The sequence below is a fragment of the Streptomyces sp. NPDC043870 genome (assembly GCF_056435785.1).
In genome coordinates, this window is sequence record NZ_JBWKDT010000030.1 from 1 (window position 1) to 15,921 (window position 15,921).

At 70.6% G+C, this 15,921-nt stretch carries 11 protein-coding genes; 2 read left to right on the top strand and 9 right to left on the bottom strand.

All coding sequences use genetic code 11. The features are described from left to right. Positions 1–101: 101 nt before the first annotated feature. Positions 102–968 (bottom strand): AraC family transcriptional regulator, encoded by an 867-nt coding sequence (locus tag AC0699_RS28830; RefSeq protein ID WP_478666099.1) that lies wholly within the window; start codon positions 966–968, stop codon positions 102–104. A 390-nt stretch (positions 969–1,358) separates the two neighbouring features. Here AC0699_RS28830 and AC0699_RS28835 point away from each other — a divergent pair, with 390 nt between their 5' ends. Next, positions 1,359–3,827, top strand: coding sequence for a SpoIIE family protein phosphatase (locus AC0699_RS28835; RefSeq protein ID WP_478665876.1), 2,469 nt, complete (start codon positions 1,359–1,361; stop codon positions 3,825–3,827). A 284-nt stretch (positions 3,828–4,111) separates the two neighbouring features. Here the strand turns inward: AC0699_RS28835 and AC0699_RS28840 are convergent, their stop codons facing one another. Both AC0699_RS28840 and AC0699_RS28845 read right to left on the bottom strand, forming a co-directional pair. Then, positions 4,112–5,053: an NAD-dependent epimerase/dehydratase family protein gene (locus AC0699_RS28840; protein ID WP_478665878.1), complete on the bottom strand. Its 942-nt coding sequence runs from the start codon at positions 5,051–5,053 to the stop codon at positions 4,112–4,114. A gap of 307 nt (positions 5,054–5,360) precedes the next feature. Then, a complete protein-coding gene (locus AC0699_RS28845) occupies positions 5,361–6,728 on the bottom strand; it encodes an FAD-binding oxidoreductase (protein ID WP_478665881.1) in 1,368 nt (455 codons plus the stop codon). Positions 6,729–6,885: 157 nt separating this feature from the next. Here AC0699_RS28845 and AC0699_RS28850 point away from each other — a divergent pair, with 157 nt between their 5' ends. Next, positions 6,886–7,584, top strand: coding sequence for a winged helix-turn-helix transcriptional regulator (locus AC0699_RS28850; RefSeq protein ID WP_478665885.1), 699 nt, complete (start codon positions 6,886–6,888; stop codon positions 7,582–7,584). A gap of 160 nt (positions 7,585–7,744) precedes the next feature. Here AC0699_RS28850 and AC0699_RS28855 read toward each other — a convergent pair whose 3' ends face one another. From AC0699_RS28855 to AC0699_RS28880, 6 genes are all read right to left on the bottom strand, one after another. Next, on the bottom strand, positions 7,745–8,329 hold the full coding sequence (locus AC0699_RS28855; RefSeq protein WP_478665887.1) for a hypothetical protein: 585 nt from the start codon (positions 8,327–8,329) through the stop codon (positions 7,745–7,747). A gap of 443 nt (positions 8,330–8,772) precedes the next feature. Further along, the gene (locus AC0699_RS28860; protein WP_478665890.1) at positions 8,773–9,729 is read right to left on the bottom strand and encodes a DUF4344 domain-containing metallopeptidase; all 957 of its coding nucleotides are present in this window, start codon (positions 9,727–9,729) and stop codon (positions 8,773–8,775) included. A 307-nt stretch (positions 9,730–10,036) separates the two neighbouring features. Beyond that, positions 10,037–11,362, bottom strand: a complete 1,326-nt coding sequence (locus AC0699_RS28865) for a cytochrome P450 (protein WP_478665895.1) — start codon at positions 11,360–11,362, stop codon at positions 10,037–10,039. Positions 11,363–11,701: 339 nt separating this feature from the next. After that, the gene (locus AC0699_RS28870) at positions 11,702–12,625 is read right to left on the bottom strand and encodes an RNA polymerase sigma-70 factor (protein WP_478665899.1); all 924 of its coding nucleotides are present in this window, start codon (positions 12,623–12,625) and stop codon (positions 11,702–11,704) included. A gap of 156 nt (positions 12,626–12,781) precedes the next feature. Further along, complete coding sequence (locus AC0699_RS28875) at positions 12,782–13,255, bottom strand: carboxymuconolactone decarboxylase family protein (protein WP_478665903.1); 474 nt, start codon at positions 13,253–13,255, stop codon at positions 12,782–12,784. 203 nt (positions 13,256–13,458) lie between these two features. Then, positions 13,459–15,588, bottom strand: coding sequence for a SpoIIE family protein phosphatase (locus AC0699_RS28880; RefSeq protein ID WP_478665907.1), 2,130 nt, complete (start codon positions 15,586–15,588; stop codon positions 13,459–13,461). Between the last annotated feature and the right edge of the window lie 333 nt (positions 15,589–15,921).

Genomic DNA, 15,921 nt, shown 5'->3' on the forward strand with positions numbered 1-15,921 from the left:
CCCCCCCCCCCCCCCCCCCCCCCCCCCCCCCCCCCCCCCCCCCCCCCCCCCCCCCCCCCCCCCCCCCCCCCCCCCCCCCCCCCCCCCCCCCCCGCTACCGCTCAGACCGCAGTCCGCTCCACGGGGATCCACAGCTCCGCGTCCGCCTGTGCCGCGTCCTGCGACAGCCGGGTCCGCAGGATCTCGGGCCCCGGCCGGCTCCGGTACGGATTGGACGGGAACCACTGCGTGAACACGTCCCGCCACAGATACTGGAGCGCCTGCGGAAACGGCCCGGAGTTCTCGAAGACGGCCCACGTCCCGGCCGGGACGGTGAGCGCGTCCATGTCCTCAGGCACGGCGGCGCGGGTCACCACGCCGTGGTAGTAGTCGAGTTCGGTTCCCTCGGCGCGGCTGTCGTCCAGATTGTCACTCACCGAGACGATCCCCTCCGGCTCCTGATCGGACAGGCTCTGAATGCGCTGCAGCGTCTCCTGGCCGATGCCCCGGATGAAGGCAGCGATGGCCGGGTTCACCCCCTCGTGCACGAGGGGGACGCGCGCCTTCCTGCCGACCACACGGAATTCCTCCTTCTCCATGATCCTGTACCGCATGCTGCTACTCCCTTCGACGAGGAGGCGGAAGGACATCCGTGGCTGGGACTGCAGACTCGCACCGGCCCGCCTGGCCTCGCCGGGACCGACGCCGTGCATCGCGCGGAACGCACGCGCGAACGCCTCCCCCGAGGTGTAGCCGTAGCGCACCGCAACCTCCAGTAGCGTCCGCTCCCCGGCCAGCACCTCGGCACCCGCGACCGTCAGCCGCCTGCGCCGGATGTACTCCGACAGCGGAATCCCCGCCAGTGCGGAGAACAGCCGCCGGAAGTGGTACTCCGACGTCATCGCCATCCGCGCCAGGTCGGACACCTCGATCCGCTGATCAAGGTGGCACTCGATGTGCTCCATGGCCTGGTTCAGCCGCTCCAGCACCTCGGCCTCCCTTTTCTTTCGATCACTCACGTTAGGAAGGACCCACCCTGCCGGACCCGACATCCTGTGCCCGGTCCGGTCGGGTACGCCAGGCCCCGAGGGCCCGCGCACACCACACGTGCATCAACCACGACGAGGGATGAATCGCCGCAGTGAGCTCACCCCTGACGGTTGTCCCACCTTGTCCCATCTTCAACTTCCTACGAGGACGGAGCGCCCCCGGTCATGGGCCGCTGCCCCGACGAGCAGCTGCCGGGGGCGTGCGGGGCGACACGCGGGGTCCCCGGCTCCGGGTCAAAGCCGCATCGTGGCGACGGTGACCGGACGCGCCCGTCCGGGAGCGGTGTGTCTCGCTGGGCGCCAGTGGGCTGACCTGCGCAGACTGGAAATATGCGCGGAATATTCGTCGGCGGGACGGCGGAGCGTGAGGATCTGCTCGCCGCGGCCGTCGTCGAAGCGGTCGAAGCAACCGGCGCGTACGCGGGCAGTGTCTTTCTCCGTTCCCGCGACCGCCGGTCGATCGTGCTCGCCGCGACGTACGGGGTGCCACCCTCGCTGCTCGGTGGGTGGCGTCTCATCCCGGTGGGCAGCCCCCTCCCGGTCGCCGTGGCATACGGCTCGGGGCGCACCGTGCACTTGGCCGACGCCGAGGAGACGATGCGCCGGTTCCCCCAGCTCGCGGTGGCCCTGCCGTACGCCTTCGGCTCCTGCTCCGTGCCTGTGGGCGCGGGCGGGGAGGCCTTCGGGGCGCTGGCGATCGTCTGGACGGCCCCACCCGGCAGCGAAGGCCTTTCCAGGTCCCAGCGCCGCCGCGTGCGGAGCATCGCCGGTCGGCTGGGTGAGTCCCTCACCGACCTCCGCGCCCGTACCGGCGATCCTGTGGAATGCGACCCGCAGACGGTTCCCGTCGAGATCCCGGCTCCGTCGGCAGAGCCCGTGCGGGTGGGCCTGTTCGACTGGAACGTCGTCTCGGGCACGGTCACCGCGGACGACGAGCTCTGTGCGATCTTCGGTCTCGACCCCCGTGCTTTCGACGGACGGGCCGAAACGCTTGCTTCCTGCCTGCATCCCGGCGATCTCGCCTCGTTCCGGGCCGCTGGCCGGGAGGCAGCCGGCGAGGGCCGGATCACCGCGCGGCGCCTGCGCGTACGGGACCTCACGGGAGGCGGCGAGGGGTACCGCACGGTCGAGTTGTGGGGGCGCCGCGTACCGGAGGCCGACGATGCGCGGGCGCCCGTCCACCTGGTCGGCGCGGTCGTGGACGCCCGGGCCGGCCACACGGCCCTCGCCGCGGTCGAGCGGCTGCGGGACGGCCTGTTCTCCCTCGCCCCTGACGGGCGCGTCACTTACGCCAATCGCAGCGCCCTGCAACTGCTGGACGTTCCCGGTGAGGAGTTGCTGGGCCGATTCCTGTGGGACGTGCCGTGGCTTTCCGATCCCGACATCGAGTACCGGCACCGGTCCGCGATGATCTCGCAGATGCCGGCCTCCTTCCTGGCCCACCGCCCGCCCGAGCAGTGGCTCTCCTTCTCCCTCCATCCGGAGGCGGACGGAGTGACCGGCCGGGTGGTGCCCATCGGTCAGCCACCCCCGGACTCCGCGATGTCCCCCTCCCCGGCCGGGACAGCAATCGCCCCCAGACCGGCCCGCATGGGCGTCGTGTACCGCGTCCTGCAGCTGGGCAGCGCGCTGACCGAGGCAGTCACCACACGGCAAGTCTGCGAAGTCGTCGCCGAGCAGCTGCTGCCGGCCTTCGGAGGCCAGCAGCTGGCGATCTACGTCGTCCGCGACAGAGCGATGCACCGGCTCTTCCACACCGGCCACCATGAAGACTTCCTCGACTGGCTGGAGGGCGTGTCGGTGCACGCCCGCCTCCCCGGTACGGAGACCCTGACCTCCGGCGCTCCGCTCTTCATCGAGTCGCAGCAGGATCTTTCCCGGGGCTATCCGGACATCCCCACCGGCAAGGTGAGTTCCTGGGCGTACCTGCCGCTGATCGCCTCCAGCCGCCCCGTCGGCACCTGCGTCCTCGGCTTCGACGAGGTCCATCGGTTCACGGAGAAGGACCGCAGCGTCCTCACGGCACTCGCCGGGCTGATCGCTCAGGCGCTGGAACGAGCGCGACTCTATGACTCGGAGTACGCCGTCGCACGCGGCTTGCAGCAGGCACTCCTGCCGCACCGGCTGCCGGCAGTCCCGGGCATGCACACCGTCGCCCGCTACCTGCCCGGTACCAGCGGAATGGACATCGGCGGCGACTGGTACGACGTCATCCCCACCGACCGGGGTGTCTGTCTCGTCATCGGGGACGTGCAGGGGCACAGCATCGCCGCCGCGGCCACCATGGCCCAGCTGCGCAGTGCCGTACGGGCCTTTGCGGCCGTGAGCCATACGCCCGGCGAGGTGATGGCGGGCGTCAACCGGACCCTCCTCGACCTCGACCCCGGGCTGCTGGCCAGCTGCTGCTACATCCACCTCGAACACCACAGCCACCACGCCCACGCAGTCACCGCCGGTCACCCCCCACCCCTGCTCCGGCGCCCCGACGGCACGACCCACACCCTTGACCTGGACGTCGGTCCGGTCCTGGGCGTGGAGCGCGCAAGCACCTATCCCCCAACCCGGATCGCCCTCCCGCCCGGATCCGTCCTCGCCCTCTACACCGACGGCCTGGTCGAGGAACGTGGAACCGACATCGACGTGGGGATCGACCGACTGCGGACGACCCTCGCCCACGCCCGCGCGGACTCCCTGGACGAACTCGCCGACCGGCTCCTGCACAACGCCCGGGGATCCTCCTACCGGGCCGACGACATCGCCCTGCTCCTCACCGACTTCCGGTCACCGCGCTCTGAATGAGACCTCCGAGAACCGTGCGTCGGCCGACGGTTCGTCCGCAGTTCGGTACTCCGGTTGCCTGCGGCGGCCGGAAGCCGGGGTCCTTGGCGCGGTCCAGCGCAGCGCAGCGACTGATCTGCGGGCGCGTGCGGCGAGGCTCGCCCACCGGTACCCGCCCGGCTCGCACGCAGGCGCTGGTTCACATTCCGCGCCCCCGGAAACCGGCAGGCCGTCCCCGCGATCGCGACGTCCTCATGGCCGCGCTCGTGCTGAACTCGCCATGGAATCCTTCGTCGTCGCAGATGTCATCCCGTGGTGGCCAGTCGCTCACGCCACCAGTCCACCGTTGCCTTGACCTGCTCATCGACGGGGGTGGCTCGTACCGCGAGTTCAGCTTCGTAGGCGCTTGAATCAGCTACGAACGGTCGGTCGAACTGGTAACGGATCTCCTTCAGTTCGCGTATCTGGGGGGAGAAGACCGACAGGACACCCAGCACGGCCGGCGAGAGCCTGCGCACCGCGACCGGCCCCGTTTCCGACTGAGCGGCAAGGCGGTCGACCATCTCCCGGGTGGACAGCGCGGGCTCCGTCGGAACGTGCCAGGCCCGTCCCCAGGCCCGCTCCTCCCCCGCGACCTCGACCAGGGCCCTGGCCACATCAGGGAGATAGCTCCAGCTGTGCGGGGCGTCCGGATCCCCGAGCGTGGAAACCGGCTTGCCGCGCAGCAGTCGTGGCATGACCCGCGCGGCCAGGTGGCCGCCATCGGTCACGCCGGGCCCGAAGAAGTCCGAGGCCCGCACCTCGACCGCCTTGACACGACCCTGCTCATGCAGGTTCTGCGCCTGCTCCCAGACGGCGGCGCGCACTTTCCCCTTGGGGCCGGTCGCCGCGAGCGGCAGCTTCTCGGTGAGGGGGCCATCCACCGGACCGTAGCCGTAGAGATTGCCCAGCATGACCAGGACGGCCCCGGTCGCCTCGGCGGCCGCGCAGACCGACGAGGCCAGCGGCGGCCATTCACTCGCCCAGCGGTGGTAGGGCGGTGCGGCACAGCTGTAGATCGCCGCTGCGCCCTGAGACGCCTCGATCAGCCGCTTGCTGTCCGTCGCGTCCAACGCGACGTGCTCGATGCCGGGCTCGGGGCTTCGGCCTGACTTGGTGACGACCCGGACCGAGTGACCCTTCTCGGCCAGCAGCCGAGCAGTGGCCGCACCGGCAGGCCCGAATCCCACGACGACGTATAGGCTCACGCACGCACACTAGCGCGAATATGTGTTGCTCTTGTGCCAGGTGCCCGCGCCCCCGGAGGCCGGCGACCGCTGGACTCGGCTGATCATCGCCGCCCACGTCCCACCTCAAGTTCAGCGTGATGGGCTGAGCTTGGCGTCACGCGCTCGAAGCGAAGCAGTCCCGTTCCGGCCATGCTACGGGCGGCTTCCCTTCGCGCGCAGGGGGATGATGCTGCGCGTGGACACGGGCTGACAAGGTACGCAGGCTCATCGGGGATGAGCGGCGCCCCCGTGCCCAGAAGGACCCCGAGCGCGCCTTCTGGCGCGCTCAACCGGGGCGGATGTTCTTGTTGTGGTGGAAGGCGTTGTCGGGGTCGTACTTGGCCTTGACCTCGGCGAGTCGCCGGTAGTTGCGATCGCCGTAGGCCTCTCGAACGCGGCTGGTGTCGTCGTCGGAATCAAGGAAGTTGACGTAGACACCGGCGCGGTGCGGTTGGAGAGCTCGGAGGAACCCCCGCGCCCAAGCGGTCTCGGCAGTTGCGTGCTCGCCGGAATCGTCAGGGAGCCATACGCCGTCGACGATGATGTTGTGGGCCACGTCGCGACCGGCGTAGGCGGTGGCGTCGTGGGGGACACGGGCGACGGCGCCACCCATGTGGAACATCGCCGAGTACGACCGGGGCGAGCGGGCACTGTAGGCGTGATCGGCGATGACGGCGATGGCATCGCCGGAGAGGCCGGCGAGGTTCGTGGACTTCCAGTAGTAGTGCCACCCGTGGAGGACGGTGTCGTCGAGGGCGCACTGGTGGGCGACGTACGGCGTGGGTGCGATCAGGTCCACGAGCGGCGCCCCGAGCCGACGCAGGGCCCGCACCGCACGCTCGCCGTCCTCGACGGCGCCGGCGTAGCAGCAGGCGACGGCGATGGCCGGCCGCCAGTGCAGGTCCTCGGGGATGACGGGCAGTGGGGGGACGGTGCCGAGCCTGACGACGCTGCCGAGCTCGTCGGGCGCCTCGGCGGCGAAGTCCCGGTAGCAGCGCAGCACGTCGACGGTGTCGTCGGCCGCCCAGAAGACCGGTCCGGCCATCACGGTCGGGCCGATCGGATGCAGAGCGAACAGGAACGAGCTGACGACGCCGAAGTTGCCGCCGCCGCCGCGCAGCGCCCAGAACAGATCGGGGTGTTCGTCGGCGGACGCGCGGACGATGCTGCCCTCGGCGGTGACCACCTCGGCGGCCAGGAGGTTGTCGACGGTGAGCCCGTGTTTGCGCATGAGGAAGCCGATGCCACCGCCGAGCGTGAGCCCGGCGACACCGGTGTGGCCCACGATGCCGCCGGTGGTGGCCAGACCGTGGGCCTGCGTCTCGTGGTCGACGTCGCCCCAGAGAGCACCACCCTGCACCCGGGCCGTGCGGCCGTCGGGGTCGACCCCCACGGCCCGCATCGCCGAGAGGTCGATGACGATCCCGTCGTCGCACACCGCGGTGCCGGCCACGTTGTGGCCCCCGCCCCGTACGGCGATCTCCAGGTCGTGGTCGCGGGCGAAGCGCACGGCCGCGCCCACGTCGGCGGTCCCGCTGCATCGGGCGATCAGCCCAGGGCGCCGGTCGACGGCGCCGTTCCACACGGCTCGGGCGCTGTCGTAGTCGGCGTGGTCAGCGGTGATCAGCCGGCCTCGGAACCCCTCGATCTCCATCGCGGTCGCCTCCTCGCTCAGGTGGCCGACTCGCTCGCCGGCCGGTGGCGTCCTCGGTCCTCCGCTCTCGACGGTCCCATCGCACCACCGTGGACCGCGGCCGTGAAGTCAACAATCTGGACTTCACAGCCGAGGGCAGGCGCGCGACACTGGTGTCGTGCGGACGTACGGCCAGTACTGCCCCATTGCCCGTGGCGCCGAGATCTTCGCCGAGCGCTGGACGCCACTGATCATCCGCAACCTGTACCTGGGCTGCGGAAGCTTCAGTGAGATCCTGGAGGGCGCGCCCGGGCTCTCCCGCACCCTGCTCTCGCAGCGGCTCAAGCAGCTCGAACGGCTCGCCATAGTCGAGTCGGCACCCAAGCCCCACGGGCACGGGCGCCACTACCAGCTCACGCCCGCAGGTCACGACCTCTTCAAGGTCTGCGGGTCGCTCGGCGAGTGGGGTGCCCGCTGGCTCGAGATCGCCCCCGAGCACCTCGATCCCTTTGTGGCTCTGTGGTCGATGTGCAACGCGCTGCGCCGAGACCGGCTCCCGGACCGACGCGTCGTCATCCGCTTCGACTTCACCGGCCGCCGGCGCCGCGAGCGGTACTGGCTGCTGATCGAGCACGGAGACACCGAGATCTGCAAGACGTACCCCGGCCTCGACGAGGACCTCTACATCACGGCGGAAGCGGAAGCCTTCGTGAAATGGCACGCCGGCTGGCTCACGTGGGTCGAAGCCACCCGCGACCGCCGCATCCAACTCCATGGTCCCGTGTGGCTCGTACGCGCCTTCCCCACCTGGAACGCCCGGAGCGCCTTCGCCCACATCAAGCCGGTCTCCCGGACCGCGGCGAGCTCGGCAGCCTGACATCTTGGACGCGCCCACTGGAACGCCCCAGGCGGCCAGGCCGAGGGCCAGGAGCGGGCCGGTGATCGCGCCGAGGGCCGCGGCCGGGCCGGGCCGGGCCGGGCCGCCGAGGGTGGAGGCGTGTGCCTGGCACCGGAGAGCGACGGCCATTCAGGGGCGGTCAGCGGGTCCGTACCGCGGTGATGGTGAAGCGTTCGACTTCGGCGACGTGCCCACCGGTGGATGCGACAACCGTGAGCACCGGGTCGCGGGCACCGGAGAAGGACACCGACACGTTCCAGGGCTGGTCGTTGCCGCCCGCTGGAGTGCAGCACGGGGAGGTGCCCAACGGCGCCGCGGACGACGGCTGGCGCACCTGGACGCGGATACTCTCGTCCACTCCGGAGATCCGCCCGCCGGTCACCACCGGGGAGCGCACGAGCGACCCGTACGCGGGCGTGGTCAGGGAGAACGTCGTGTCGTCGGTGCCCACGACCTCCCACGGGGCGCCCGGGCCGGTGCCGTACCGCACGAGGTGAATCACCGCTGCGGTGCCGCCTTCGGGCCCCGTCGGCGCGACGCCGATGCGGGCGTGCCGACCGCTGACCGTGCGTGAGGAGACCCGGTCGATCTCCTTGAAGCCCAGGTAGCCACGGGTGAACGACAGTGCCGTCTGATCCGGGTCAAGATGCCAGGGCTGGTGGCCGCTGGAGCGGTAGGCCCGCTCCCACGCCTGAGCCTGGGCGAGGGTGGTGAACGGCCACACCGGCTGCAGGCTCCAGGAGCCGAGCGGTGGTGTGCCGTGGGGGGCGGGCGTGGTCGGGGCAGGCGTGGCCGCCGTGGCGGTCGCCGACGGTAGCGGCGGCCGGAGCGTTGTGCTCGACTGCGACGGCGCAGGCGCCCCTGGCGCGGCGGACGGCGACCCCGATGCCTTCGGAGACTCGCCAGAACCACTGCAGGCAGTGAGCATCAGGCAGGCCACAGCCGCTGCGGCGAAGAGCCTGAACGGGAGCGAGATGTTCATAGGTGCCCCAGAAGAGGTGGAACCGACCCGATCGTTCTGTCCGGCTATCGTCCCACCAGAGCGGTCCGCGTCACAGGGGCTGTGTCGTACTCCTTTCGCGCCCCTCTTGCTGGTGCTCGCCGGCGGCGGACAGGAGAACGCGTCGCGGCCGGCGGCGTCCGTGGGCGGGACGACCTTGCGCATGCTCATTGCCCGCTGCGGATCTCGTCGAGCTTCTCCGCGAAGTCCTTCATCTCCGCGATCAGCTGGTCGCGTGCGTTCTCCTGCGCCTTGTCGCCCTGGTCCTTGAATGCCCCGCTGAAATGTGGCTCGAGTTGGGTCCACCAGCCGTAGTCCAGCATCGCCCACGCCTGCGGACACAACGGGGCGCGGGTTTTCGGCAGGTAGCCCGCATCGACCAGGGGCCCGTGGAACCTCTTCGGGTCGCTCCCCTCGAGGTAGCAGAGGAAGTTGAAGACGCGTTGCTGGGTGACGGGGTGATCGCTCGAGAGCCCCTCCAGCGTCAGCTTGCCCTCCTCGCGGGCAAGTTCGTCGAAAAGGATTGCGGCTGCCAACGACGGACCCGGTCCAACCTCGTTGACGGTGTAGAACGACGCGAACCCGTCGGCGGCGTCCTCCTCGAGGCCGAGGTTCGCAAGCAGGAGCTGACGCTGCAGAGCATGGCCCATCTCGTGGCCGAAGATGAACTGGGTCGACTGTACGGTCAGGTCGTCGGCGTTGAACCCGGCCTCGGGGACCAGGGCGGGACGCTTGACGGTCTTGACCACGTTGCTGAGGACCTTTTCGATCTGGGTCAGGAACGACGGGGGCACAAAGATCGTCCTGCCGTCGGGCTGGGCGACCGCATCCGTAACCCCCGGTGGGACCTTGTCGGTGACTCTCACGACCAGGTCATACGGAAGGGTGACCGACTTGTTCACCCAGTCGGCGACCTGCTCGAGCACGCGGGACTTCCGGACCACCGCTACGGCATGCCGGTCCTTCGGCTTGATCGCGTTGTCCTCGTAGACGACCGTGACCTTGCCGTTCGCGGCAGCCTTGTCGCCGCCGCCGCCACACGAGGCGACTGCGAAGCCGGCGACGAGCAGCGCCCCCGCGAAGGCAGTCCTCAGAACGGCTGAGTACCCACCACTGCTCAGCACCCTGATCAGCTCTTTTCCTTGGTCACGGCGTTGGGGCGGGCGGTTGCACCTTCGTGGCCTCCGGAGGCACTTCCCGATGCCGGAGGAGGGACTCGAACGTAGCGAGCCGGGACGGCGAGAGGTTCGCAGGTTCGCATCGTGCCGACGGCTGGATGCCGGAGGCAGAGCTCGAACCTGACACGCGGATTATGATCGACGGACCCTATGTCCGCAATCATCAACTTGGGGTGGCTTTCGCCCCTCTTGGTTTGGATTCTTGGTTCGGACTCCTGGTTCGGACTCGCCCGGCGAACGTCACTGAAGCCGCTCAGGCGGGGTCGAGCGTCGCGGGGGTCGGGCCGTCCGGGCGGACGGTGATGCTGTACGCGGCCTTGGCCGGCGTGAAGTGGAAGACCGGGACGTAGGAGGGCAACAGGTGTTCGAGGAGGACGGTCGTCTCGCGGAGGGCGAACTGCAGGCCCAGGCAGGCGCGGGGCCCGATGCCGAACGGCAGATAGCTCCCCGGGTGCGTGGGGCGTCGGCCCGAGGTCGTGAAGCGCCACGGGTCGAAACGCTCGGGATCCGCCCACAGTCCGGGATCCCGGTGCGTGAGGTAGGGGCAGACCAGGACATCGGTGCCGGCCTCGACGGCGTAGCCGGCAAGGACGTCGTCCTCCACCGCGTGCCGGGGCAGCATCCACGCGGAGGGGTAGAAGCGGAGGGTCTCGTGTACGAGGGCCTGGATGGCCTGCCGCCGCTGCGGTGAGCCCTCGCCGCCGGCGGCGAGGGCCTGCCCACGGGCCGCGGGGTTGCGGTCCAGCAGCAGGTAGAGCCAGGTCAGTGTGGTGGCGGTGGTCTCGTGGCCGGCGAGGAGCAGGGTGACCAGCTCATCGCGAACCAGCTGGTCGGTGTACTCGGGGCGCGCCCCGGCCGCTTCGAGCAGGACATGCAGCAGGCCCGGGCCGTCGGGTCCGGCGGCGTCGCGGCGCGCGGCTGCGATGGCGTGACGGGCGACGGCGTCGATCCTGGCCAGCTCGGCGGCGACGGCCTCCTGCGCGGCGGCACTGTCGGTGGGCAGGGTCGGAAGTGCGGCCACCACGGCGCTCACGGCAGCCAGTTCGCGCTCGGTGTCCGCGTCGAGGGGATGTCCGGTCAGGGACCGCCAGATGGTGTCCAGGGCGTAGCGGCGCATCTCCTCGCCGACATCGAGAATCTGCCCGGTGCGGGCGTACCCGGCCCAGCGGGCCGCGGTGGTCCGCGCGGCCGCGGCGATCCGGTGTTCGTAGCGGCGCATCCCTTTGCCGGTGAACTGGGACTGCAGCAGCCGCCGTTGCCGCTGCCAGGCCTCGCCCGTCGCGGCGAGGACTCCGTCGCCGATCAACAGCCTGGCGCGGTGCGAGCGCTTGACGTACCGGTCCGGATGCAGGGCGAGCACGTGCTGGACGGCCTGGGGCTCGGTGACCAGGACGGTCGGGCGCGGACCGAGGCGGAACGCGGCGACACCGCCGAGCCGCTCGCGCGCCTGGGCGAGGAGGTCGACCAGCTCGCCTCCTCGGGCCTGCCACTGCTCGACGAGAGCGAGATCCAGCGCGGGCACCGGGCGACCGGCTCGGGCGGGGTTCGGGAGGGGGCCGGGGCTGGCATGGGTGGCCACGGTTCTGCTCCTGTTCGGCTGCTGTGCGTCGTCACTGACCGAGCGCGGGCATCACGGACTGTACGGGGGTGGACGCGGTAGGCGACAGCCCGCCTCGCCGCGCGGTGCGGCGAGGCGCGTTCAGCGCTTTCCCCGGGCTTGCGACCATGGTCCCGTCACTGCGGGAAGACCTGGGAGGTCTTGCGCGACTGCCACCTCCAGCCACGGCGTGCACCACGCGATGCGCGGCATCGCCCGCCTGCACGACCTCGACCTCGGCGGACAGGCGAACTGACCGCCACTCTGCGGCCGCTGACATGGGCTGCCGGTGAACGAGTCGGCCTGGGCCGCTTCTTGAGGTCAGTTCGGCTGCCGACGGGCCTGCCTCACCTCACGGTCGACTGCCCAGGCGTCCGCTACCGGGCCCACGTGCCCGAGCTTGTCGGGGTTGATCACCGAACGGATCGTCTGGATCTGCCCGTCGAGCACATCGAGCGCGAGGGTGTGGAGCACCTTGTCGTCCCGGTCCCGGAAGATCGCGCCGGGCTGGCCGTTGACCTCGTGCGGCTCGAACGTCACACCGATCCGGGCCATCCGGGGGAAGACGGAGGCAAGCAGCCGGGCCACGTTCTCGGCGCCGATGACGGCCCGGGCCAGCTGTGGGGCCTTGCCGCCGCCGTCGCCGACCATCTGCACATCGGCGGCCAGCAGATCCTGCAGCCCGCCCACATCGCCGTCCTTCAGTGCGTCGAAGAACCGCGACGCCAGTTCCTCCCGCTCTTTGCGGACCGCTTCGAAGCGCGGCCGCCCGGCCTCCATATGCCGCCGCGCCCGCACCAGCAGCTGCCGGCACGCCGCCTCCGAACGCCCCACCGCCGCGGCGACCTCGTCGAACCCGAAGGCGAACACCTCCCGTAGCACGAACACCGCCCGCTCCAGCGGGCTGAGCCGCTCCAGGAGCAGCAGCGCCGCCATCGACACCGAGTCGGCCAGCTCCACCGACCGGGCCGGATCCTCATAAGGGTCGGCGAGGAGAGGCTCGGGAAACCACGGGCCCACGTACTCCTCCCGCCGCACCCGCGCGGAGCGCAGCACGTCGATGGAGATCCGCGTCACCGCGGCCGACAGAAAGGCCTTGGTCGACACGGGCCGGGTCGCCGAGCCGTCAAAGCGCAGCCACGTCTCCTGCACCGCGTCCTCGGCCTCACCCACACTGCCCAGAATCCGATAGGCGATCGAGAACAGCAGCGGCCGCAGCTCCTGGAACTCCTCGACCTTGCTCACGCCGACTCCCCTCCCCCTGAAGCACTCCCACCCGGCCGTACTCGCCCGCGCAGGCATTTCCTGATGATCATTCGGATCACCGGCAGGCAGAGCAACGCCCCCAAGCCCGGGGACCGGAGCCCGCAGCCGGACCCCGAGCCCGTTGCTGATGCCGTTTCAGTGGAACTGCCCGGGCTCGTAGTCGCCCGCCGGCTGCTGGGTGATGATGTTCAGCCGGTTCACCATGTTCATGAAGGAGACCAGGACCACCAGGCCGGTGAGCTGCTCCTCGTCGTAGTGCTTGGCGGCGTATGCCCACACCTCGTCGCTGACCCCACCGGCCGCATCCGCGACCCGGGTCCCCTCCTCCGCCAGTTCCAGCGCGGCACGCTCGGCCGCGGTGAAGACCGTGGCCTCCCGCCACGCCGCCACCAGGTTCAGCCGCACCGAGGTCTCACCGGCAGCGGCGGCCTCCTTGGTGTGCATGTCGATGCAGACGGCGCAGCCGTTGATCTGACTCACGCGCAGCGCCACCAGCTCCTGCGTCGCGGCCGGCACCGGCAATTCCTTGAGCGCCTTGCCCGCAGCCATCAAGTGCTTGAAGGCCTTGGGGGCGCTCGGGCCCGTGAAGTAGTTCAGTCGCGCGTCCATGGTGTACTCCTCCGTGGTCGTCAGTGGCTACACCCCTGAGACGGGGTGGCCCGACCCCCTGTGACATGAACGCATGTGACCTGCGTCTCCCATCGCCGACTGCGACACCCCGAACAACGGGGCCAGTTGCCGCAGTTCAGGTCGGTCCGCGCGTACGCGGTCACCGGCAGCACCCGCGCCCCTGTCGATGCGGATCCCACGGGTCAGCGGGGCGCGTGGCGAATGAGGAGGAGGGCAACGTCGTCGGTGCGCGGGGTGGCCTTCGCGGCGTGATGGAGGAGGGTGTCGGCGAGTTCGTCGACGGTCTGGTCCCGGGCCTGCGCGAGGCAGTCGGCGAGGGCGGCGACGGCAGCGTCGATGTCGGTGCCGGGGGTTTCGACGAGTCCGTCGGTGTACAGGGCGAGCACGGTGCCAGGCGGCAGAGGGATGTCGGTGGCGGGGTAGTGCGCATCAGGGTCGATGCCGAGCAGGATCCCCGGTGACAGTCCGACGACTTCGGTGCGGCCGTCGGGGTGCAGGACCAGCGGTGCGGGATGGCCGGCGGTTGCTACGCAGGCTCGGTTCCGGGCGAGGTCGAGGTGGGCGTAGAGGCAGCTGGTGAACAGACCGGGCTCAAGGTCGGTGAGGAGGCGGTTGGTTCGGGCGAGGACGTGTGAGGGAGGTGTGCCGGCGGTCGCGTGGGTGTGGACGGCGGTACGGACCTGTCCCATGAGTGCGGCGGCTTGGATGTTGTGGCCCTGGACGTCACCGATCGCTGCCGCGGCGCTGGTCGGGTCGCATCGGATGAGGTCGTAGAAGTCCCCTCCGATCTCCATTCCGTGGCCGGCGGGGAGGTAGCGGGCGGCTACGTCCAGGCCGGGGATCCGGGGCAGAGAGTGGGGCAGCAGGCCGGTCTGCAGGGTGTGGGCGAGCTGGTGCTTGGTGTCGTAGAGACGGGCGCGGTCCAGGGCTTGGGCGATGAGCCCGGCCAGGGAGGTCAGAACGGCCCGTTCGGCGGGAGGGAAGGGACGGGCCTGGTCGTAGGAGAGGACGAGCGAGCCGACGGGGTGGCCGGAAGCGATGAGGGGGAGGAAGGCCCAGGCGTCCCTGCCGTGGTAGCGGACGGCGGCGGGGTAGGCGCGTTTGAGGTCGTCAAAGCTGCCGAAGAAGCGCGCGACACCGGTGGTCAGGGTGTGCACGTTCGGGTTGTCGGCGGTCAGGGGCGTGCCGTCGAAGCGGCTCATGAACTCGGCGGTGTAGCCGCGGTGTCCCACGATCCGCAGGCGGCCTCCTTCCACGGTCATCAGTGCCAGACCGCGGGGGCCGAAGGCGGGAACGAGCTGGTCGGCCACGGCCTCGACCACATCGTGCACGCCTGCGGTTTTCGTGAGCGCCGCCGCCAGGTACATGAGGTGGTACAACGCGCTCGCCCCGCCCGGTTCGGCGGCAGGTGGGGGCTCCGGCACCGGGCCGGCCTGGGAGGCGCCGCTGGTGAGGGGAGTGATCTGGACACTGATGCCGCGGTCGTCCGGATAGAGGTGGAACGACAGCCAACGGTCGGGCGGGCGCAGCGCCGTGAAGGACGTGGGTCGCCGGCTGATCACAGCCGCCCGGTAGCGGTCCTCGAAGAGCGGGTCGTTCATCCACAGCAGCACTTCCCAGGGCCGGTTGCCGCGCAGGACTGCGGCTCCCGCGCCGACCAGGTCGGCCCCGGTGGTGTTGATGAAGGTGATCCGGCCGTCCATGTCCAGGGCACAGCAGCCGACGGGGATGCGCTGGGCGAAGTCGAGTGCGGCCCGGGCCTCGTCCGGATCGGGATCGGGCGGGCGTGGTGGGAGCAGTACCCGTGGCTCTTCACCGGCCAGCGGATGGCCGCGGTCGGCGGCCTGCTGCAGGAGCAGCCCGGCGTGACGGCAGCACACGCTGATCGCCTCGCGCTCCTGCGGGCTCAGGGTGGGTGGGTGCCAGGTGGGCCACAGCAGCACCAGCCCGCCCCACACCTGCGTGCCGCTGGTGAAGGGGGCGGCGGCCAGCATGAAGTCGTAGGGCAGCACGATCCCGACCCTCGGGTAGCGCCGTGCCACCTCCTCCTGGCTGGCCAGCCACACCAGCTGCCGGTACCGGATGGCGTCCGTTACCGGGACGGGGTCGTCCACCGCGATGCGCGCCCACGGAGCGGCGATCCCGGGCACCACTCCCGACACCACCGCAAGCCGCAGCACTCGCTCCCCCGGCGGCAGGACATATGCGAGTCCCACCGAGGCACTGCTGCCCCGCACAACCTCGGCCAGCACCGCATCAAGGGCGTCCGGGCCGCAGCCGAAGTCGGCCATCGAAGCGCCGGGCTGAGGCATGCCATCACCCCGCTTCAGCAGTCGGCTGACGTGCGCCTTTTCGACGCCGGGCCGCCGGTACCGGCAGTCGACCACCACACCTACACCGCATATCCCACATACGCGGACAATACGCCCCATCACGTCGATGAAGCCCCGCCTCGGCCTCGGCCTCACGGCGCCTGGGTTGCACCACTTCGGGGCTCCCGGACAAGCGGTTCCAGGCACGCATCGTGACCGTCGCACGTCGAAGAGTCGCGGACCAGAGCGCACCAATGCCGATTCACCCGAGGCTACGGCCCCATACGCGGAAACGCCGGACGTCGCCGCTCCGTGCCGAGGCATGCCTGCCTG